22 protein-coding genes and 1 pseudogene are annotated in these 19,225 nt (G+C 44.5%); 18 read left to right on the top strand and 5 right to left on the bottom strand.

Annotated elements, in window-relative coordinates; all coding sequences use genetic code 11:
* The first annotated feature begins 67 nt into the window (after positions 1–67).
* Positions 68–328 (top strand): YugE family protein, encoded by a 261-nt coding sequence (locus tag CVV77_RS19310; RefSeq protein WP_003241090.1) that lies wholly within the window; start codon positions 68–70, stop codon positions 326–328.
* A 26-nt stretch (positions 329–354) separates the two neighbouring features.
* Here CVV77_RS19310 and CVV77_RS19315 read toward each other — a convergent pair whose 3' ends face one another.
* Complete coding sequence (locus CVV77_RS19315; protein ID WP_100276233.1) at positions 355–1,176, bottom strand: alpha/beta fold hydrolase; 822 nt, start codon at positions 1,174–1,176, stop codon at positions 355–357.
* Positions 1,177–1,326: 150 nt separating this feature from the next.
* Between CVV77_RS19315 and CVV77_RS19320 the strand changes: the two genes are divergently transcribed.
* From CVV77_RS19320 to yugI, 3 genes are all read left to right on the top strand, one after another.
* Positions 1,327–1,827, top strand: a complete 501-nt coding sequence (locus CVV77_RS19320) for an Lrp/AsnC family transcriptional regulator (protein ID WP_009968070.1) — start codon at positions 1,327–1,329, stop codon at positions 1,825–1,827.
* Complete coding sequence (locus CVV77_RS19325) at positions 1,828–2,988, top strand: aminotransferase (protein ID WP_084991338.1); 1,161 nt, start codon at positions 1,828–1,830, stop codon at positions 2,986–2,988.
* Positions 2,989–3,189: 201 nt separating this feature from the next.
* The gene (gene yugI, locus CVV77_RS19330; RefSeq protein WP_019259312.1) at positions 3,190–3,582 is read left to right on the top strand and encodes a S1 domain-containing post-transcriptional regulator GSP13; all 393 of its coding nucleotides are present in this window, start codon (positions 3,190–3,192) and stop codon (positions 3,580–3,582) included.
* Positions 3,583–3,626: 44 nt separating this feature from the next.
* On the opposite strand, the gene CVV77_RS19335 is transcribed toward yugI, so the two are convergent.
* Entirely contained in the window at positions 3,627–3,863 is a 237-nt protein-coding gene (locus CVV77_RS19335; protein WP_003220771.1) for a DUF378 domain-containing protein, read from the bottom strand.
* Positions 3,864–4,093: 230 nt separating this feature from the next.
* Here CVV77_RS19335 and CVV77_RS19340 point away from each other — a divergent pair, with 230 nt between their 5' ends.
* The 5 genes from CVV77_RS19340 to CVV77_RS19360 all read left to right on the top strand — a co-directional run bounded on the left by CVV77_RS19340 (position 4,094) and on the right by CVV77_RS19360 (position 8,893).
* Positions 4,094–5,257 (top strand): iron-containing alcohol dehydrogenase, encoded by a 1,164-nt coding sequence (locus tag CVV77_RS19340; protein ID WP_100276234.1) that lies wholly within the window; start codon positions 4,094–4,096, stop codon positions 5,255–5,257.
* A 104-nt stretch (positions 5,258–5,361) separates the two neighbouring features.
* A complete protein-coding gene (locus CVV77_RS19345; protein WP_003242187.1) occupies positions 5,362–6,534 on the top strand; it encodes an iron-containing alcohol dehydrogenase in 1,173 nt (390 codons plus the stop codon).
* A 111-nt stretch (positions 6,535–6,645) separates the two neighbouring features.
* A complete protein-coding gene (locus CVV77_RS19350; protein WP_003242188.1) occupies positions 6,646–7,998 on the top strand; it encodes a glucose-6-phosphate isomerase in 1,353 nt (450 codons plus the stop codon).
* A 57-nt stretch (positions 7,999–8,055) separates the two neighbouring features.
* Positions 8,056–8,427: a hypothetical protein gene (locus CVV77_RS19355; RefSeq protein ID WP_100276235.1), complete on the top strand. Its 372-nt coding sequence runs from the start codon at positions 8,056–8,058 to the stop codon at positions 8,425–8,427.
* 61 nt (positions 8,428–8,488) lie between these two features.
* On the top strand, positions 8,489–8,893 hold the full coding sequence (locus CVV77_RS19360) for a YugN-like family protein (protein ID WP_003242191.1): 405 nt from the start codon (positions 8,489–8,491) through the stop codon (positions 8,891–8,893).
* On the opposite strand, the gene CVV77_RS19365 is transcribed toward CVV77_RS19360, so the two are convergent.
* Positions 8,890–9,873: a potassium channel family protein gene (locus CVV77_RS19365; protein WP_019259311.1), complete on the bottom strand. Its 984-nt coding sequence runs from the start codon at positions 9,871–9,873 to the stop codon at positions 8,890–8,892. The two genes, CVV77_RS19360 and CVV77_RS19365, sit on opposite strands and share 4 nt — an antisense overlap.
* A complete protein-coding gene (mstX, locus tag CVV77_RS19370) occupies positions 9,870–10,202 on the bottom strand; it encodes a biofilm formation protein MstX (RefSeq protein WP_060399374.1) in 333 nt (110 codons plus the stop codon). Before mstX ends, CVV77_RS19365 begins: the two co-directional genes overlap by 4 nt.
* A gap of 46 nt (positions 10,203–10,248) precedes the next feature.
* Between mstX and CVV77_RS19375 the strand changes: the two genes are divergently transcribed.
* The 8 genes and pseudogenes from CVV77_RS19375 to CVV77_RS19405 all read left to right on the top strand — a co-directional run bounded on the left by CVV77_RS19375 (position 10,249) and on the right by CVV77_RS19405 (position 16,194).
* Entirely contained in the window at positions 10,249–10,512 is a 264-nt protein-coding gene (locus CVV77_RS19375; RefSeq protein WP_100276236.1) for a YuzI family membrane protein, read from the top strand.
* Between the two features lie 40 nt (positions 10,513–10,552).
* Positions 10,553–11,230 (top strand): zinc metallopeptidase, encoded by a 678-nt coding sequence (locus CVV77_RS19380; RefSeq protein WP_003242198.1) that lies wholly within the window; start codon positions 10,553–10,555, stop codon positions 11,228–11,230.
* Positions 11,231–11,273: 43 nt separating this feature from the next.
* A complete protein-coding gene (locus tag CVV77_RS19385) occupies positions 11,274–12,566 on the top strand; it encodes a hemolysin family protein (protein WP_060399373.1) in 1,293 nt (430 codons plus the stop codon).
* A 124-nt stretch (positions 12,567–12,690) separates the two neighbouring features.
* Complete coding sequence (locus CVV77_RS19390; protein ID WP_100276237.1) at positions 12,691–14,355, top strand: glycoside hydrolase family 13 protein; 1,665 nt, start codon at positions 12,691–12,693, stop codon at positions 14,353–14,355.
* Positions 14,356–14,397: 42 nt separating this feature from the next.
* Positions 14,398–14,512, top strand: a pseudogene (locus tag CVV77_RS22730) (hypothetical protein).
* Positions 14,472–14,870 (top strand): secondary thiamine-phosphate synthase enzyme YjbQ, encoded by a 399-nt coding sequence (locus CVV77_RS19395; RefSeq protein WP_003242206.1) that lies wholly within the window; start codon positions 14,472–14,474, stop codon positions 14,868–14,870. The pseudogene CVV77_RS22730 and the gene CVV77_RS19395 overlap by 41 nt, the downstream one beginning before the upstream one ends.
* 13 nt (positions 14,871–14,883) lie before the next feature.
* A complete protein-coding gene (locus tag CVV77_RS19400) occupies positions 14,884–15,915 on the top strand; it encodes a nitronate monooxygenase (RefSeq protein ID WP_100276238.1) in 1,032 nt (343 codons plus the stop codon).
* Between the two features lie 24 nt (positions 15,916–15,939).
* Entirely contained in the window at positions 15,940–16,194 is a 255-nt protein-coding gene (locus CVV77_RS19405; protein ID WP_003242211.1) for a hypothetical protein, read from the top strand.
* Between the two features lie 12 nt (positions 16,195–16,206).
* Here the strand turns inward: CVV77_RS19405 and CVV77_RS19410 are convergent, their stop codons facing one another.
* Positions 16,207–16,944, bottom strand: coding sequence for a protein-glutamine gamma-glutamyltransferase (locus CVV77_RS19410; protein ID WP_100276239.1), 738 nt, complete (start codon positions 16,942–16,944; stop codon positions 16,207–16,209).
* A 160-nt stretch (positions 16,945–17,104) separates the two neighbouring features.
* On the opposite strand from CVV77_RS19410, the gene mcpB reads away from it, so the two are divergent.
* Positions 17,105–19,093 (top strand): methyl-accepting chemotaxis protein McpB, encoded by a 1,989-nt coding sequence (mcpB, locus tag CVV77_RS19415; protein WP_019259305.1) that lies wholly within the window; start codon positions 17,105–17,107, stop codon positions 19,091–19,093.
* Positions 19,094–19,225 lie beyond the last annotated feature (132 nt).

The following is a 19,225-nucleotide window of genomic DNA, read 5'->3' on the forward strand; positions in this document are numbered from 1 at the left end:
GGTTTCTTCTTCTTAACGTAACTATGATAAAATAGAACTGCAAATCTTATTATAAGCGGTGATGATTATGGAAGAAAGTCAAGCGGTCAGGGAAATGATCAAGATCATTGCCAAATGGGACCCGTTTAAATATGGAGAAGAATTTTACGAAACGGAAGCTGTTGATGTCGTGCAGGCTGTCTATGATGAAGACGATCCCGACGTGTTGGCGAAAAGCATTCAGCATATATTTGAAGTTTCTTTTGAACAAACGCTGCCGATCGACAGCTGCCGGGAAGTGGCTGGCCAGCTTTTATTTATTAAAGACAGCAGCTCCTGCACGCCTTAAAAAACCGGTTCTACACCGGTTTTTTGTTATTTAATAAACTCTGCAATATGTTCGGAAACGAATTCAGGCCGTTCCTCAGGCACCAGGTGTCCAGTCTGGCCAAGTGAGTACAGCACGGAATCAGGCAAATCCCCGTGCAGCCGTTTACCGATCTCCACAGGAACGATTCGGTCTTCCTCGCCCCAAATCAATAAAGCAGGCTTGTTCATTTTCTTTAATTGTTCGGGTTCTAAATCTCCTTCTCTATGGCGGATAAACCTTGTCATGGCTTTGAAAATCTGCCCGTCTTGAAACGGCCTGCCATAGCCGTCAATCATCTCTTCATCAATCAGCGATTTGTCATGCACAACATTTAATAAATTTTTCATCACGCCTTCTTTCGAGAGCCAGCGCTTGATATAAAGATGAAAATACGGGAGGTGGGTCCCGAAAGTGATTGTCGGGTGCGAACGTTTTAAATACCCTGAACTGCAAAGCAGCACAACCTTTGAAAAAAGCTCCGGCTTTTGCAGAACAGCAGACAGCGATATCTGTCCGCCCATAGAATGGCCGACAAGCGCAGCCTGTTTGACTTGCAAGTGTTCCAAAATCCCAATGACAAGCTTCGCGAGGTTTTGATAGGTATAGATAAATGTTTTCGATTTTTCGGATTGGCCGAAAGGAGGCAAATCAAGCGCGATGATGTCGTACTTGTCCCGGAGAAGTGGGATTATTTTTCTGAAGCTGAAAGCAGACGATAAAAAACCGTGTACGCAGACAAGCGTTTGCCTGCCCGGATTTTGATAATGTTCATAGTATACATTGACTCCATCGACCGTAAGCCGCCTTATTGGTGAAACCCCCTCCATTCTGTGTCACTCCCTTTTATAAGATGTCTGTATTGTGCCCTTAAATTGACAATTCTAGCGGAAGTTTCTCCTTGTTTTTTTCTTAGCATTCGTCAAAAAACGTGATATAATGTCATGAAGATTTCTTGACATTGCAAAGGTGTGAATCGAATGAAATTGACAGAGAAAGAAACAGAAATATTAGAAATTTTAGACGAAAACAGCCGCGCCGATTTAGAAACAATTGCAAAGATGGCGGGGATCCCTGTAAATGAAGTAAAAACAATTATTGACAAACTGGAAAAAGAAAAGGTTATCATCGATTATTCCGCTATGATTGACTGGCGAAAAGTCGACGGGCATGAAGGCGTAACAGCCATGATTGACGTCAAAGTAACGCCGAAGCGGGGAGTCGGTTTTGATGAAGTGGCGGAACGGATTTACCGGTTCCAGGAGGTTGAATCAGTTTACCTGATGTCAGGCGTGTACGATTTGTCTGTCGTGATTCGGGGCAATTCGATGTCTGATGTAGCGCGTTTTGTTTCAGATAAACTGTCCACACTTGATTCAGTTGTATCTACGACAACTCATTTTATCCTGAAAAAATACAAGCATGACGGCAAAGTGTTTGAAACAGGAGACGACGACAAAAGAATCGTGGTGTCCCCGTAAATGACTTCGTATTTATCTGACTATGTACAACAAATAAAGCCGTCCGGCATCCGCAAATTCTTTGATTTGGCGGCAACGATGGAAGGCGTCATTTCTTTAGGCGTCGGCGAACCTGATTTTGTTACCGCATGGAATGTCCGTGAAGCAAGCATTCTCTCGCTTGAACAGGGCTATACGTCATACACAGCCAATGCCGGTTTGTACTCACTGCGTGAGGAAATCAGCCGTTATTTGAGCAGTAGGTTTGACCTTCGCTACTCGCCAGACAATGAGCTGATTGTGACAGTAGGGGCAAGTCAGGCTTTAGATATTGCAATCCGCGCTATTGTGAATCCAGGTGAGGAAGTCATCATTCCTGAGCCGTGTTTTGTGGCGTACGATGCGCTTGTTTCTTTGGCGGGAGGCATTCCGGTTCATGTCCACACAACGGCAGACAAAGGATTTAAAGCAACGGCTGCGGATTTTGAAGCGGCAGTCACTGAAAAAACGAAAGCCATTCTCATCTGCTCGCCATCGAATCCGACAGGTTCGGTTTATTCGAAGGAAGAGCTGAATGAGATTGCTGAGTTTGCCAAAAAACATGATGTAATCGTCTTAGCTGACGAAATCTACGCTGAGCTGACATATGATGAGGAATTTACAAGCATAGCGGCATTACCGGGAATGAAGGAACGGACGGTTGTCATCTCAGGCTTTTCAAAAGCGTTTGCGATGACGGGCTGGAGACTCGGCTTTGCGGCAGCACCATCCGTTCTTCGGGATGCAATGCTTAAAATTCACCAGTATGCGATGATGTGCGCGCCGGCAATGGCGCAGTTTGCCGCTTTGGAAGGTCTGAAGAACGGCATGGAAGATGTAGAAAAAATGAAAAAAAGCTACCGAAGAAGACGGAATTTGTTTGTAGAAACGCTCAATGAAATCGGCCTCAGCTGTCATCATCCGGGCGGCGCTTTCTATGCTTTTCCGTCGATCAAAAGCACGGGAATGAGTTCGGAGCAGTTTGCCGAGGCGCTTCTGACGCAGGAAAAAGTGGCTGTTGTTCCGGGAAGTGTGTTTGGTCCGAGCGGTGAAGGTTATATCCGCTGTTCATACGCAACCTCGATCGAGCAGCTTCAAGAAGCATTAGTCAGAATAAAACGCTTCCTGCACAAAACAACATAAAAAAAGATACGAACCTTTTGTTCGCATCCAATAAAAGGGGGGAATACTAGAAAGCCTTTGGTATTTTCAGTTTACCCCCTTTTTGCTGCGCATAAACCAGATTTTTTACAAAAAAGTTTTCTTTGCGGAAATAAGACATGTGTGATATAATTTTAAATTGCGTATAAACAGATATTTAATTTAACTTAGGAGTTGTTATGAATGGCAGCAAAATTTGAAGTGGGCAGTGTTTACACTGGTAAAGTTACAGGATTACAAGCGTATGGTGCGTTTGTTGCATTAGATGAAGAAACTCAAGGTTTAGTACACATTTCTGAAGTGACTCACGGTTTCGTAAAAGATATCAACGAGCACCTTTCAGTTGGCGACGAAGTACAAGTAAAAGTACTTGCTGTTGATGAAGAAAAAGGAAAAATCAGCCTTTCAATTCGTGCGACACAAGCTGCGCCTGAGAAAAAAGAAAGCAAACCAAGAAAACCTAAAGCTGCGCAAGTAAGCGAAGAAGCTTCTGCACCACAAGGTTTCAACACATTAAAAGATAAGCTTGAAGAGTGGATCGAAATGTCCAACCGCAAAGACCTTATCAAAAAATAAGCACGAAAAAAGCACCGGACAGGAATGTTCGGTGCTTTTTTATCCTATCGCATTTCAGGATTTGCTGCCTCTTCACGTGATCTTTCCTCGTTTGGCTTAAACAGCAGACCGAGGTTGATTAAACCGGCGATTCCGACAAGTCCGTAAATGATGCGGGAAAGGGCTGAACCTTGGCCGCCGAAGATGGCCGCTACTAAGTCAAATTGGAAAAATCCGATCAGTCCCCAGTTAATAGCGCCAATGATGGTTAAAACAAGACAAATTCTCTGAATGGTACTCATGTTCTGCAACCTCCTCCATGAATTATTAAAACAGTTATAGATTGTGACATATTGGAGAATCTATACATGCATTCTCCATATTGAGGGAATCCAGCCTTCCCTTACCTATATCGGTTTCTTTCCCAGTATCCTGCCATATAAAACCAAGCGATATGCAACCCGGTGAGAGCTGATTGCTTTACATGTAGTAAGGACATTCTGCATAATAAAAAATCTAAGGAGGAGATGTCATGCAAAACTTTACATACTGGAATCCGACCAAGTTAATTTTCGGGCGTGGGGAAGTGGAAAGACTGCCGGAGGAACTCAAACCTTACGGGAAAAACGTATTGCTTGTCTACGGAGGCGGAAGCATTAAACGCAGCGGCCTGTATGATCAAGTGATTGAACAGCTGGATAAAGCCGGAGTGACCGTGCAGGAATTAGCAGGCGTTGAACCGAATCCGCGTGTGTCGACTGTTAATAAAGGTGTTGCCATCTGTAAAGAACACAACATTGATTTCTTGCTGGCTGTCGGCGGCGGAAGTGTAATCGACTGTACAAAAGCGATTGCCGCAGGAGCGAAGTATGATGGTGATGCGTGGGATATCGTCACAAAAAAACATCAGCCGAAGGATGCTCTGCCATTCGGAACCGTATTGACTCTCGCTGCGACTGGTTCTGAAATGAACTCAGGCTCGGTGATTACAAACTGGGAAACAAAAGAAAAATACGGCTGGGGCAGCCCGCTCGTATTCCCTAAATTCTCGATTCTTGATCCGGTGAATACATTCACCGTTCCTAAAAATCACACGATCTACGGTATGGTTGACATGATGAGCCACGTATTTGAACAATACTTCCATCATGTATCAAATACGCCGTATCAGGACCGTATGTGTGAATCACTTCTGCGTACAGTCATTGAAACAGCGCCTAAGCTGATCAATGATCTCGAAAATTACGAATTGCGTGAGACGATCCTGTATACAGGAACAATCGCATTAAACGGCATGCTTTCTATGGGTGCAAGAGGGGATTGGGCAACTCATAATATTGAACATGCAGTATCAGCCGTTTATGACATTCCGCATGCCGGCGGACTGGCGATTCTGTTCCCGAACTGGATGAGACACACATTATCTGAAAACCCTGCCCGCATGAAACAGCTTGCAGTTCGCGTGTTTGAGGTTGAAGAAGCAGGTAAAACAGATGAAGAAATTGCACTTGAAGGTATCGATAAGCTGTCTGCATTCTGGACAAGCCTTGGCGCTCCGAACCGTCTTGCTGATTACGATATTAATGATGAGCAGCTTGATACAATTGCAGACAAGGCTATGGCTAACGGTACATTCGGCCAGTTTAAATCACTCAACAAAGAAGATGTGCTTGCCATTTTGAAAGCATCTCTATAAAAAAAGGGGAAACAGCTGTTCGGCTGCTTCCCTTTTTCTTTTTGTTAACTTGTGTTACAATGGAAAATCTGTTTTTTTTACCAGCATTATTTGGAGGTTTTACAATGGAAAATTTTACTTATTATAATCCGACGAAGCTGATCTTCGGAAAAGGCCAGATTGAACAATTAAGAAAAGAATTAAAGCAATACGGCAAGAATGTGCTGCTTGTTTACGGCGGCGGAAGCATTAAACGCAACGGCCTCTATGATCAAGTCACAGGCATTTTAAAAGAAGAAGGCGCTGTGGTTCATGAGCTGTCAGGTGTAGAACCGAACCCGCGTCTTGCGACAGTGGAAAAAGGCATAGACCTATGCAGAGAGCATCACATTGATTTTCTGCTTGCAGTCGGCGGAGGCAGTGTCATTGACTGCACAAAAGCGATTGCTGCCGGCGTCAAATACGACGGCGACGCTTGGGATATTTTCAGCAAAAAAGTAACAGCAGAGGATGCGCTCCCGTTCGGCACTGTTTTAACCCTTGCTGCGACAGGCTCTGAAATGAACCCTGATTCCGTGATTACAAACTGGGAAACAAACGAGAAATATGTATGGGGCAGCAATGTGACTCATCCGCGTTTCTCCATTTTAGATCCTGTAAATACGTTCACTGTCCCAGAAAATCAAACAGTATACGGCATGGTTGACATGATGAGCCACGTATTTGAGCAATACTTCCATAATGTCGAAAACACGCCGCTTCAAGACAGAATGTGCTTTGCGGTTCTGCAGACGGTTATCGAAACAGCTCCTAAGCTTCTTGAAGATCTGGAAAATTACGAGCTTCGTGAAACAATCCTGTATGCAGGCACTATCGCATTAAACGGCACGCTCCAAATGGGCTACTTCGGCGACTGGGCTTCTCATACAATGGAACACGCTGTTTCAGCTGTGTATGATATTCCGCATGCCGGCGGACTCGCGATTCTGTTCCCGAACTGGATGAGATATACGCTTGATACAAATGTCGGCCGCTTCAAAAACCTCATGCTCAACATGTTTGACATTGATACTGAAGGCAAAACAGATAAAGAAATCGCACTTGAAGGAATCGACAAGCTGTCTGCATTCTGGACAAGCCTCGGCGCGCCTTCCCGACTTGCCGATTACAATATCGGAGAAGATAAGCTTGAGCTGATTGCTGATATCGCAGCCAAAGAAATGGAACACGGCGGCTTCGGCAACTTCCAAAAACTGAACAAAGATGACGTACTTGCCATCCTTCGCGCGTCTCTATAATCCCAAAGGGCGGAATCCAGTCATTCCGCCCTTTCTTCTTGACTTGATTTCACAGATAAGTTCATATAAAGTGAAAGATGAAAACATTATACCGTTATGGAGGGACAAGCAATGACGCATGTACGCTTTGACTACTCAAAAGCGTTGACTTTCTTCAACGAACATGAACTTACATACCTGCGGGACTTTGTAAAAACAGCACACCATAATATTCATGAAAAAACAGGCGCTGGCAGCGATTTTCTAGGCTGGGTGGACCTCCCTGAACATTATGATAAAGAAGAATTCGCGCGCATCAAAAAAAGCGCCGAAAAAATCAAATCTGACTCTGATGTATTGCTTGTTGTCGGCATCGGCGGTTCTTATCTCGGTGCGCGGGCTGCGATCGAAGCGCTTAATCACGCGTTTTATAATACATTGCCAAAGGCAAAACGCGGCAATCCGCAAGTTATTTTCATCGGAAACAACATCAGTTCATCTTATATGAGAGATGTCATGGATCTTCTTGAAGATGTTGACTTCTCTATTAATGTGATTTCTAAATCAGGCACAACAACTGAACCTGCAATCGCTTTCCGTATTTTCCGTAAGCTTCTTGAGGAGAAATACGGCAAAGAAGAAGCGAAAGCCCGGATTTACGCGACAACTGATAAAGAGCGCGGCGCATTAAAAACGCTTTCTAACGAAGAAGGTTTTGAATCATTTGTCATTCCTGATGACGTCGGCGGCCGTTATTCTGTATTAACAGCTGTAGGCCTCTTGCCGATTGCTGTCAGCGGCGTCAACATTGACGACATGATGAAAGGCGCACTGGATGCGAGCAAAGATTTTGCGACTTCTGAATTGGAAGAAAACCCTGCATACCAATATGCGGTTGTTCGCAATGTGCTTTATAATAAAGGCAAAACAATCGAAATGCTCATCAACTACGAACCGGCGCTTCAATACTTTGCGGAATGGTGGAAGCAGCTGTTCGGAGAAAGTGAAGGGAAAGATGAGAAGGGCATTTATCCTTCTTCAGCTAACTATTCAACAGATCTTCATTCATTAGGCCAGTATGTACAAGAAGGCCGCAGAGATTTATTCGAAACGGTGCTGAACGTAGAGAAACCTAAACATGAACTGACAATCGAAGAAGCGGATAACGATCTTGACGGCTTAAACTATTTAGCCGGAAAAACGATTGATTTCGTTAACAAGAAAGCGTTCCAAGGCACGATGCTTGCCCATACAGACGGAAATGTTCCGAACTTAATCGTCAACATTCCTGAGCTGAATGCATATACTTTTGGATACCTTGTATATTTCTTCGAAAAAGCCTGCGCGATGAGCGGTTATCTCCTTGGCGTCAATCCATTTGACCAGCCTGGAGTAGAGGCGTATAAAGTCAATATGTTTGCGTTACTCGGCAAACCTGGCTTTGAAGAGAAAAAAGCAGAGCTTGAAAAACGTCTGGAAGATTAATGTGAGAAAGCTGACTGGCATCGCCGGTCGGCTTTTTATAAAATCAGAAAGGTGCTGATGTTCATGAAACAAATGGTTAAACATCTCATCATTGCCGTTTTTTCTGCAGCTGTTCTAAGCATTCTAATCTCCTTTGATGCCGTGTATACAGAGTTTTCTTCAAGCTTCGGCGGCACGCTATCACACTTTTTCATCCACGCCTTTATTCTCATTGGTTTGCCGCTTGCGCTTTTTACCGATGCGGTACACCGGATGATGCATTTAAAACGATCTCATACTCTTTTCACTAAATTAGGACTCTATGCCGCAGTTGTTTATGTTTCATGGGAATCTGCTGCAGGGCTTGCAGCGGCAATGGCTGTTTACTTTTTAATTGAATGCGCTTTCTTTTTTGTTGGCCGCACGAAAGAAACAACGATTTCCATGTAGTCCGCCTCTGAATGAAGTCTTGTTCGACGGGACAGGATAAGTGAAAAAGGAGCATTTTTTGATGATACCAATACCTTCCGCGATAGATGGGCAGTCTTTTCTGCTTCAAGAACTGGAACAAGTAATGAAGCCGCTCGGTTATGTGATAAACGGCGGCTGGGAATACGATCACGGCTACTTTGATTATAAAATTGATGATAGAGACGGCTATTTGTTTTTAAGGATTCCCGTCAATGCGGTACAGGGCAGTCTCGATGAACGCGGGGCGGCTGTTCGGATCGGAACGCCATTTATGCTGAGGCAGGTGTTTCAGGCGGATCTTGACGATTATGCCGAGGGAGGGCCATTCCAATCACTGTTTAATCAATTTTCCGAGCCGGAAAGGCGCGACGCGGAAATTGATCCGGCGTATTTGGATATCGGCGCCTCCCTTGTGAAAGAATTGGAGGATGTTCTGCTGCATTAGATCGCAAGAAATTGGTCTGTTTCGAGCACTTTATATGTAAGAGGAGGGGAAATCATCGGCCCTTCCTCTTTTTGTATGCCGATAATTGTCGTGTTGTGATCAAGGAAATGGAGGACGCACGTTTTGTAAGCAGCTCCCTTTAGATTGTCAGGAACAGAAAGAAGCTTCACATGTTGATCAAGTGTCAGCTTAATTCCGTTCTGCTTAGACGGCCGTAATTTGACTTGATAATGCTGCAGCATTGCCCGGCTGATAAATTCTGAAGTTCCGATGATTTGATTAGCGCCTGCCCGCTCCGCATTGGTGACAAACCGGTCAGTCAAAATCTCGACGATACAGTATGCAAGGGGGTTAAGCCCTTTAACAGATAAAAGAATCAGCACTGACAGCATATCTGCTTCAGCTTCACTTTTATACTGATCAGCTGTCACCATCACTGACTCCGCTTCAGCAACATTGGCCCGTTTCAATGTCTCATCATCGGCAGCGTGCCCGCGTATGAAATGGACGTTTTCGATAAGCGGGCCTTCTTTTAAAGATTCATCGATCAGCACAACCGTCTTGGAAGGGGCCGTAAGCTGCAGCTCCTTCAGCAGCCGGTTTGATTTTTCATTCCACCCGATCATAATGATGTGGCCCCGCCCTTTGTAAGCGACTTTTCCTTCGATGTAGCGGTGCTGTCTGCTGATTGCGGCTGCAGATAACGTGGCGAAATATGCGGTGACAAAGCTTGCTCCGCTCAAAATCAGCAGTATTCCGGCTGCCTGTCCAAGCGGCGTGTGCGGCACATAGTCTCCATAGCCGACTGTTGAAACGGTAACGACAGCCCACCAAATGCCTTCAAATACTGAAGTGAACTGCTTCGGCTCAAGAACATAAATGATTTGGCCGAATAAAAGAATCAGAAATAAAATAATAACCCCGATTCGGATAAATAACGGCCACCTGAGCCATGAAATAAATATCCGATTTGATTTCATTCTTTTTCTCCTTCTTCAGATAATGAGATGGATAAAATCTGTTTAATAATTGTATTTAATTTCTCGTTTAGCTTTTCCTGGCCGTACGTATCTCGTGCCTGCTTCATTAAATCGGCTGTATCATCTTCAAGCTGAATAAGCGGCTCATCGATTTCCGATTCATTATAAAGCTGGATAAATGCATCCAGCCCTTCATTCATTCGGTCGATTGCTGTGCTCAGCTGTTCCTTTTCCTCACTCGTCACTTTCATGGCTTCCATCACACCCGTGCTTTTTTCTAACAGTATGTCCCACTTCCGATGATGTTTTTCAAAAAATGAACAAAACATATAAAAATGGATTTCTCCATAAACTAAAACAAAAAGGATGAAAAAGATGACGATCTTGCAAAGAACGATCGTGGTTTTGATCGGTACGCAGCTGGCGGCATCCTCGGTGATTTTGTTTATTTTCGATTTGAATTCATATAATCACTTTTCCGGCAGCTTCTCCTGGCTTCATTTTCTGAAAGAGCTGGTCGGCAGCTTTTCCTTTTATTTGTTTTCAGCAGGTCTGTTCTTTCTGCTGATCGGATTGTGTGCTCCGAGCCGGAGGAAGAAGCGCATTTCTGTACACGGAAAAGAAAACTCATTAAAATAATCGTAATAGAGAAATGATCATGGAAAAAGGATGATGAAAAATGCTGTTTATATTTTTAACAATAGCCGCATTGGGATTGTCGTTTTGGGCACAATTTAAAGTAAAGAGCAACTTTGAAAAATATTCAAAAGTGGAAGCCTCAAGCGGACGTACAGGGGCAGAAACGGCAAGACGGATTTTAGATATAAACGGTCTTTACGACGTGCCGGTCGAACCGGTAAGAGGCACTTTAACAGACCATTACGACCCGACAAGACGGGTGGTGCGTTTATCTGAGCCGGTCTATTACGGCCGCTCAATTTCCGCCATATCCGTAGCTTCCCATGAAGTCGGACATGCCTTGCAGCATCAGGAGTCATATGGTGCGCTTGTGCTGAGACATAAAATCTTCCCAGTCGTGAATTTTGCATCCGGTGTAGCTCCTTTGCTTTTCTTAGGAGGCATGCTTCTCGGTAGCCTGAATCTGATCGGGCTTGGCATCATTTTGTTTTCAGCCGCTGTCTTTTTCCAGCTGATTACATTGCCTGTCGAATTCAATGCAAGTTCACGCGCGAAGCAAATTATTGTGTCAGAAGGATTCATCCGGAACAATGAAGAGAATGGGGTAAATAAAGTGCTGAGCGCCGCCGCCTTAACTTATGTGGCCGCCGCCCTGGTTTCCCTGTTTGAGCTTCTTCGCTTTGTGATGATCTTCTTAAACGGTCGTAATGAGAATTAACGTTAAGGAGGTGGCCCCTTACCATTTATGGTAAGGGCTTTTTTTGCTTATTTTACAACTGATCGCCATTTTTGTTTTGATTGGCATTACGGCTCTTTTCGTTGCAGCGGAATTTGCGATCGTCAAAATCAGAGGTTCAAAGATCAATCAGCTCATCGAAAGCGGTGACAGCCGGGCGCTTGCCGCACATAAAATCATCTCCAACCTTGATGAGTATTTATCAGCCTGCCAGCTCGGGATTACGATTACTGCCCTCGGCCTTGGATGGCTTGGTGAACCGACATTTGAACGTATTCTTCATCCCTTATTTACAATGACAGGCATGCCGGAACCGTTTAACCACATTGTCACATTTATCGTTGCATTTATCATCGTCACTTTTTTGCATGTGGTGATGGGTGAGCTTGCCCCGAAAACGGTTTCCATTCAAAAGGCTGAAGCTGTTAGTTTATGGATTGCAAAGCCGCTGATCTGGTTTTATAAAATCACGTATCCATTTATTAAAGCGTTGAACGGCTCTGCAAGTTTTCTTGTGAAATTGTTTGGCTTTCATTCAGTGAAAGAGCATGAGGTTGTCATCAGCGAGGAGGAACTGAGGCTGATCCTTTCAGAAAGCTATGAAAAGGGAGAAATCAATCAGTCTGAATTCCGCTATGTGAATAAGATTTTTGAATTCGACAACCGGGTAGCGAGAGAGATTATGATTCCGCGGACAGAAATTGCGGTTATCTCTCTGGAGCAGTCGCTTGAAGAAGCGATCCATCACATCATTAATGAACGGTATACACGTTACCCTGTCATTAAAGAAGACAAGGATCATATTTTAGGGATCATCAACAGCAAAGATATGTTTAAAGCTTATTTTCTCGGACAGCCGATCAAGCTGAAGCAGATTATGAGGCCCGTCATCAGAGTCATTGAAAGCATCCCTGTTCAGCAGCTTTTGATCCGCATGCAGAAGGAGCGGATTCACATGGCGATTCTCGTAGATGAATACGGGGGAACGGCAGGTCTTGTCACTGTCGAGGATATTATCGAGGAAATCGTCGGGGAAATCCGCGATGAATATGATCAGGATGAAACGCCGCACATTTTAAAAAAAGGCGAGCACCATTATGTAATGGATGGAAAAGCGCTAATAGACGAAGTAAACGATCTGCTCGACATTGCCATTGAAAATGAAGAAATTGATACGATTGCAGGCTGGCTTCTGACGCAAAAAATGGAGCTGAAAGCAGGAGATGTGATACACGCGGAGGGTTGTGAGTTTAAAATCCTCGACGCCGAAGATCATCACATCCGTTTTATAGAAATTAAAAAAACTGACTTTTTATAAAAAGCAGCCGAAGATTGAGCGGCTGTTTTTTTATGACGTCGGCGGTTTTCTGAAAAAGCAATGCTGTAAAGCCTTTTTTCTACATAAGATATATAGACCGGGACACTTAGGAGGGAGTGGCTGTATGAAAAAGGCTTGGTGGAAGGAAGCGGTTGTCTACCAAATTTACCCCCGCAGTTTTAAAGATTCAAATGGCGACGGGATCGGGGATATTCAAGGAATCAGATCCAAGCTTCACTACATAAAAGAGCTGGGCGCTGACGTCATCTGGATTTGCCCTTTGTACGATTCGCCCAATGCGGATAACGGCTATGATATCAGGGATTACAAAAACATATTAAGCGATTTCGGCACCATGGCTGATTTCGACCAGCTGCTTGGTGACATTCATGAGCTGGGCATGAAGCTGATTATGGACCTTGTCGTGAACCATACAAGCGACGAACACCCGTGGTTCATTGAATCCCGTTCATCCATACACTCGGAAAAGCGCGACTGGTATATTTGGAAGGACGGCAAAAACGGAAAAGCGCCAAACAATTGGGAAAGTATTTTCGGCGGGCCGGCATGGCAGTATGATCAAAAGACAAGCCAGTATTATCTTCACCTTTTTGATAAAAAACAGCCTGATTTGAATTGGGAAAATGAAAAAGTGAGAAATGCCGTTTACGACATGATCAATTGGTGGCTCGAAAAAGGAATTGACGGATTTCGGGTGGATGCCATTACGCATATTAAGAAAAAAGAGGGGCTTCCAGATATGCCGAATCCCAAAGGGCTGGACTGCGTTCCTTCCTTTCCTTATCATATGAATGCTGACGGCATTATGGATTTGCTAACAGAGCTAAAGGAAAACACATTTTCCCGCTATCCGATTATGACAGTCGGAGAGGCAAATGGTGTCGCTGCAAAGGAAGCGGCTGAATGGGCTGGTGAAAAAAACGGCATCTTCAGCATGATTTTTCAATTTGAGCATCTCGGCCTGTGGGATGTAGAGATCAATGAAAGCATTGATATCGTTTCCTTCAAACGAATTCTAACAGAGTGGCAGGACAGTCTTGAAGGGATCGGCTGGAATGCTCTGTTTATGGAAAATCACGACCAGCCCCGTTCCGTTTCTGTGTGGGGAGACGACGGAGTGTACCTGAAAGAAAGTGCAAAAGCGCTTGCTTCTGTCTATTTTCTCATGAAAGGCACACCGTTTATTTATCAGGGGCAGGAACTCGGCATGACAAACGTGGCATTTCCATCTATTGAGGACTATGATGATGTCGCCATGAAACGCCTGTATGATATAGAAACGGCGAAAGGTGCTTCCCACGAGGACGTGATGAAAATTGTCTGGAAAAAGGGAAGGGACAATTCACGAACGCCGATGCAATGGACTGCTGGTCCATACGCCGGATTTTCTGATGCAAAACCGTGGATCGGAATCAATGAGAATTACAAATGGCTGAATGCCGAGGCGCAAAAAAACGATAAAACATCTGTATACCACTTTTACAAGAGCCTGATCAAGCTGCGTCAAACATACGATGTTTTTATCAATGGAACATACGAGCTCATTTTACCGGAAGATCAGCAAATCTTTGCGTATCTTCGGAAAAACGAGAGCCATACTGCACTGATTGCAGCCAATCTGACAGGAACGCCAGCTTTTTTCAAGCGCTCCGGATTGCCATTGTCATCAGACGCACTCGTATTGTCAAATGTGGAAACAGAGCCGCATAAGCACATGACATCAGTACTGTTAAAGCCGTATGAAGCAAGAATATATGTATGGCGCTAAACTCCAGCCAAAGACTGGAGTTTTTGTTTTTATCAAGTTTATGTGAGCGGTTTAACAGGAAAAAAAGAACACAGAACGAATTAGCAAATAGAGCGGACAAATGAAAGGAGAAACAAATGCTGAAAACATTGCAAATCAAAACGACCAAACGAGATGAAATGATTGAGATCACCCGCGAGGTGGAAGCGTTTCTTCAAGAAACAGGTGTAACGAGCGGCGCGGCGCTGATTTACTGTCCTCATACGACTGCGGGCATTACAATTAATGAAAATGCCGATCCCGATGTCAAAAAAGATATGCTCAGAAGGTTTGATGAGGTCTATCCATGGGAACACGAGCTGGATCGCCATATGGAGGGCAATACAGCTGCACACATGAAGTCGAGTACGGTCGGAGCTTCACAGCATGTCATTATTGACAACGGCCGACTCATTCTTGGAACGTGGCAGGGCATATATTTCTGCGAATTTGACGGGCCGCGTACACGGACATGTTATATCAAAATCATAGGGTAACAGGAGGGGTTTCATGACAGAATGGATGAAAGCATTATCGCTGACTAAACCTGTCATCCAAGCGCCAATGGCCGGCGGGCTTGTCACGCCCGGACTGGCAGCCGCTGTTTCGAATGAAGGCGCGCTCGGCAGCTTGGCGTCAGGATATCTCAGTCCCGACATGCTCGAAAAGCAAATCATTGAGATGCAGCAGCTGACTGATCGAGTATTTCAGGTGAATGTGTTTGTTCCGGAAAGCAGAAAAGAACCGGATGAGGACATCATTCAAACTTGGAAAAACAGAATTCCGTTTGCCGAACAGGCTCCTCCATTCTCTTCAGAGGAAGAAGAATGGAAGGACTTCCATGAAAAAATAAACATCATTCTCAAACACAATGTAAAAGCCTGTTCATTTACGTTTGGCATTCCGCCGGACGAAAGCATTCAAGCGTTAAAGAAAAATGGCTGCTCTCTCATCGGAACAGCTACGACTCCGCAGGAAGCTGTCCTGCTTGAAGAACGCGGAATGGACATCATCGTACTGCAAGGAAGCGAAGCGGGCGGCCACCGCGGTTCCTTTCTGCCTGTCAGCGGGGAATCCGCTCTGGGCCTCATGTCGCTGGTTCCCCAAGCGGCAGACGCCGTTTCCGTTCCAGTAATCGCTGCAGGCGGAATTGCCGACCGGCGCGGCGCCCAAGCCGCTCATTGTCTCGGAGCCCAAGGTGTACAGGTTGGGACGCCGTTTCTCATGTGTAAGGAATGCGAAGTATCTGAAGCGTACAGCCGCGAATTAAAAAAAGCGCGGGGGACAGACACGCGCCTCACCTCATTGTTTTCAGGTAAGCCTGCAAGGGGTATAGTCAATCAATGGATGAAAGAGCAGCAAACTGAGGAGGCAAACGCGCTTCCTTATCCATTGCAAAACACGTTAACAAAGCCGATGAGAAAGCACGCAGCCAGTGAAAAAGATTCCGGGTACATGTCTCTGTGGGCCGGGCAATCTGTCGGAATGCTTAACGGGCCCGCTGATGTGAAGACGCTGTTAGCCGAGCTTTGCCGAACGTAACTTGATAAACAGAGGTGACAGATGATGAACATTCTTCAATATTCTTATAAAAAAAGAGGGAAAATTGAGTTTGTATTTGAAGGCTGGCCTCACTCAAAAGTTACAATGGCTCCTATCAAAGGCTACTATTTTGTCCGCTTTATTAAATGGAGCAGCTTAGATCCAATCGTGACAAGAAATGACCTTGAAAAAATGGAATGGGCTGCGAACCAGTATTTTGGCACAGCCCCTTTTTATCGAAAACGAAAAGCATTTGAAACCCCATCGTCCCGGAAATAGGCGATGGGGCTTTTAGCGGACGATGCGGTAAAGAGACGGAACATCCAATCTGGTCGCCTGAGACATAAGGTAGGCCGGCTGTACGGCTCCCTTTCTTCTAAAAGAATTCAGCTTATCGATAATTTGCTGTCCGCTTAAAATTCCAAGGCCATGGGCAAAATATTTATCTTCTCCCAGTAAAATCACATTTTCGCCTCTCCACTGCGCTTTTTGCGGATCGAATTCGGGATTCTTAAAATACAAACAATCTCCGAGGAAAAAGTGATGTCCTGTTTCCGTATATATCGGCAATTTCTCATAATGCCAGTCATATAAAATAATCCTGTCAAAGTTGGCATCAAATTTTTCTTCCCCGATTGTATCAATCAAGGCCAGATAATAAATAACAACAATTGCGGTCGCACATTCAAACGCATAAAACGGGCCGTTTTCTGCAATATCCCGAATGGCTTTTGAAGGCGGCATTCTATATTTCAGTTCCAAGGCGCCTTCCGGTGAAACCCTCCAATACTTTGTATTCCCATATGTTTTCAAAAAAGTGGCAAACTTCGCTCCGCTTTTGTGCAGCGTTTTTGCTGCTGCAACGATATTCATCCGCAGGTTCAGCTCAAACATCAGTTCAGCAATTGAATGATAATCAAACTGAACGGGCGTCTCAATCATCTCTTTTAACAGCGGATTCAAATTCTTATCAATCTTCCAGTTTTCAATATCTTGGGGACGGAGCAATTGTCCGGATACAATAATCATCTTTAGCCCCCCTTGTTTTTTATAAGATATGCAAAGGGCTTGGGCAATGAAAGTTTTAAAAAACAGAAGGCAGCCGAAAAAGAACTTCTTCCATTTTTTATTTTAAAACTTTTTTAAGCAGCCGATATATACTGTATCAAACCCGAAGGAGAAACTGGACATGAAGACTTTTATCAACTGGCTGAAGAAACCGTCTATCTCAAGGAAATTAATCGTCTCATTTATTGCAATTCTCATTATCCCTATTCTTATATTGGAATTTAGTTCTTACCGAAGCGCCAGCGGAAAGCTGGATCAGGAAATTATGGGAAATGCGAAAAACAGTGTAGATACATTTAATACAACAGTTACAAATGATCTGGGAGCAAAAGCGAAAGCAGTCACCTTTTTCAGTGAATCTCTTAAAAGCTCCGCGTTCAAAGGAAAGTCTAATCAAGAAGAGCTCAAGGCTAAGTTTTCACAATATGTCTCAATTAATCAAGGAGTAGCCAGAATTTATGGAGGCGCAGAAAACGGCACCTATGTACAAGCGCCGAAAGAACAATTGCCGGATGGATACGATCCGAGACAGCGCCCTTGGTATCAAGATGCGATGAAGGCCGGCGGTGAAATTGTAGTGACAGATCCTTACGTGGCAGCGAATGACGGAAGCATGGTCATTACTATTGCCCAGCAGCTGAAGGACGGATCTGGCGTTGTCGCCATGGATATTACCATTGATAAATTGTTAGAACAGATGAAACAAATCAAGGTCGGAAAAGAAGGCTATGTTTTCATTGCAACGAAAAACAAAACCTATGTTGCCCACCAGGACCATAAGGCTGGAGAAAAGCTGTCAGGAGAGTGGGTTGCCAAAATGTATGCCAATGACAGCGGTGACCTCCAGTACACTCTGGGTAACGAAGATAAAAAGATGACCTATACAACAAATGAACTGACTGGGTGGAAAATTGCCGGCACAATGTATATGAGTGAAATCAAGGATGCCTCAAAGTCTGTTTTGATAACAGGCATGATCGTGCTGATCGCTTCCATTGCGGCAGGCGGGCTTTTAATTCTGTTTATCGTTCGTTCGATTACAAAACCGTTAAAACGTCTCGTTCAATCATCGAAAACAATCAGCAGCGGAGATCTGACAGAAACGATCGAAATCCGTTCGAAGGATGAGCTTGGAGAGCTAGGGGAAAGCTTCAATGGAATGGCACAATCTCTCCGCTCACTGATCAGCACTATACAGGACTCGGTGAACAATGTGGCCGCATCGTCCGAACAGCTTACCGCATCTGCCGGACAGACAAGTAAAGCCACCGAGCATATTACGATGGCGATTGAGCAGTTCTCAAACGGAAACGAGGAGCAAAGCGAAAAGGTGGATTCCAGCTCTCATCAGCTGAATTTAATGAATGAAGGGCTCCAGCAAGTCTCACAAACATCATCAGATATTACAAAGGCGTCTATTCAATCAACAGAAATCGCCGGAACGGGTGAAAAGTTTGTCCAGCAGACAGTCGGACAGATGAACTCAATTAATCAATCAGTTCAGCAGGCTGAAGCTGTAGTCAAAGGCTTAGAAGGAAAATCAAAAGACATCACAAGCATTTTGAGAGTCATTAACGGCATCGCTGACCAAACAAATCTGCTGGCATTAAACGCAGCCATTGAAGCGGCGCGTGCCGGAGAATCAGGCCGCGGCTTCTCTGTCGTAGCGGAGGAAGTGCGCAAACTGGCTGTTCAATCTGCTGATTCAGCAAAAGAAATCGAAAAGCTGATCCAAGAAATCGTAGCAGAAATCGAAACCTCTCTTCATATGTTTAAAGCAGTGAATCAGGAAGTACAGTCTGGACTTGTTGTCACAGACAATACAAAAGAAAGCTTCCAGAGCATTTTCAGCATGACAAACGAAATCGCAGGCAAATTGCAGACGATGAATTCCACAGTTGAACAGCTGTCAGACCGTTCACAGCATGTTTCAGCAGCAGTCAGCGGCATTGCCGATGTGTCGAAAGAAAGCTCGGCAAGCATTCAAGACATTGCTGCCTCAGCCGAGGAGCAGCTTGCCTCAATGGAAGAAATCAGTTCATCAGCGACCACCCTTGCGCAGATGGCAGAAGAGCTTCGTGATCTGACAAAGCAATTTAAAATTGAATAAAAGCATAAAAAAACAGCGCTTATCAAGGCGCTGTTTTTTTATGAGGAATTAATAACAAAGACCTAGTATATCCGGTGAGTTTAGAACTATTTTTCATTTTTACCTGCATTTTCAATGTAATATAAAGGAAGA

Origin of the sequence: Bacillus sp. SN1 (assembly GCF_002796895.1) — a bacterium.
Classification (GTDB): Bacteria; Bacillota; Bacilli; order Bacillales; family Bacillaceae; genus Bacillus; species Bacillus inaquosorum.

Bases quoted from the DNA above. Each gene is read 5' to 3' on its own strand.
- mcpB (WP_019259305.1), top strand. From the start codon at position 17,105: ATGAAGACTTTTATCAACTGGCTGAAGAAACCGTCTATCTCAAGGAAA.
- CVV77_RS19400 (WP_100276238.1), top strand. From the start codon at position 14,884: ATGACAGAATGGATGAAAGCATTATCGCTGACTAAACCTGTCATCCAA.
- CVV77_RS19335 (WP_003220771.1), bottom strand. From the start codon at position 3,863: ATGAGTACCATTCAGAGAATTTGTCTTGTTTTAACCATCATTGGCGCT.
- CVV77_RS19410 (WP_100276239.1), bottom strand. From the start codon at position 16,944: ATGATTATTGTATCCGGACAATTGCTCCGTCCCCAAGATATTGAAAAC.
- CVV77_RS19375 (WP_100276236.1), top strand. From the start codon at position 10,249: ATGACGATCTTGCAAAGAACGATCGTGGTTTTGATCGGTACGCAGCTG.
- CVV77_RS19390 (WP_100276237.1), top strand. From the start codon at position 12,691: ATGAAAAAGGCTTGGTGGAAGGAAGCGGTTGTCTACCAAATTTACCCC.
- CVV77_RS19405 (WP_003242211.1), top strand. From the start codon at position 15,940: ATGAACATTCTTCAATATTCTTATAAAAAAAGAGGGAAAATTGAGTTT.
- CVV77_RS19310 (WP_003241090.1), top strand. From the start codon at position 68: ATGGAAGAAAGTCAAGCGGTCAGGGAAATGATCAAGATCATTGCCAAA.
- CVV77_RS19325 (WP_084991338.1), top strand. From the start codon at position 1,828: ATGACTTCGTATTTATCTGACTATGTACAACAAATAAAGCCGTCCGGC.
- CVV77_RS19395 (WP_003242206.1), top strand. From the start codon at position 14,472: ATGCTGAAAACATTGCAAATCAAAACGACCAAACGAGATGAAATGATT.
- CVV77_RS19350 (WP_003242188.1), top strand. From the start codon at position 6,646: ATGACGCATGTACGCTTTGACTACTCAAAAGCGTTGACTTTCTTCAAC.
- CVV77_RS19380 (WP_003242198.1), top strand. From the start codon at position 10,553: ATGCTGTTTATATTTTTAACAATAGCCGCATTGGGATTGTCGTTTTGG.
- CVV77_RS19365 (WP_019259311.1), bottom strand. From the start codon at position 9,873: ATGAAATCAAATCGGATATTTATTTCATGGCTCAGGTGGCCGTTATTT.
- CVV77_RS19345 (WP_003242187.1), top strand. From the start codon at position 5,362: ATGGAAAATTTTACTTATTATAATCCGACGAAGCTGATCTTCGGAAAA.
- yugI (WP_019259312.1), top strand. From the start codon at position 3,190: ATGGCAGCAAAATTTGAAGTGGGCAGTGTTTACACTGGTAAAGTTACA.
- CVV77_RS19320 (WP_009968070.1), top strand. From the start codon at position 1,327: ATGAAATTGACAGAGAAAGAAACAGAAATATTAGAAATTTTAGACGAA.
- CVV77_RS19360 (WP_003242191.1), top strand. From the start codon at position 8,489: ATGATACCAATACCTTCCGCGATAGATGGGCAGTCTTTTCTGCTTCAA.
- CVV77_RS19315 (WP_100276233.1), bottom strand. From the start codon at position 1,176: ATGGAGGGGGTTTCACCAATAAGGCGGCTTACGGTCGATGGAGTCAAT.
- CVV77_RS19355 (WP_100276235.1), top strand. From the start codon at position 8,056: ATGTTCATGAAACAAATGGTTAAACATCTCATCATTGCCGTTTTTTCT.
- mstX (WP_060399374.1), bottom strand. From the start codon at position 10,202: ATGTTTTGTTCATTTTTTGAAAAACATCATCGGAAGTGGGACATACTG.
- CVV77_RS19340 (WP_100276234.1), top strand. From the start codon at position 4,094: ATGCAAAACTTTACATACTGGAATCCGACCAAGTTAATTTTCGGGCGT.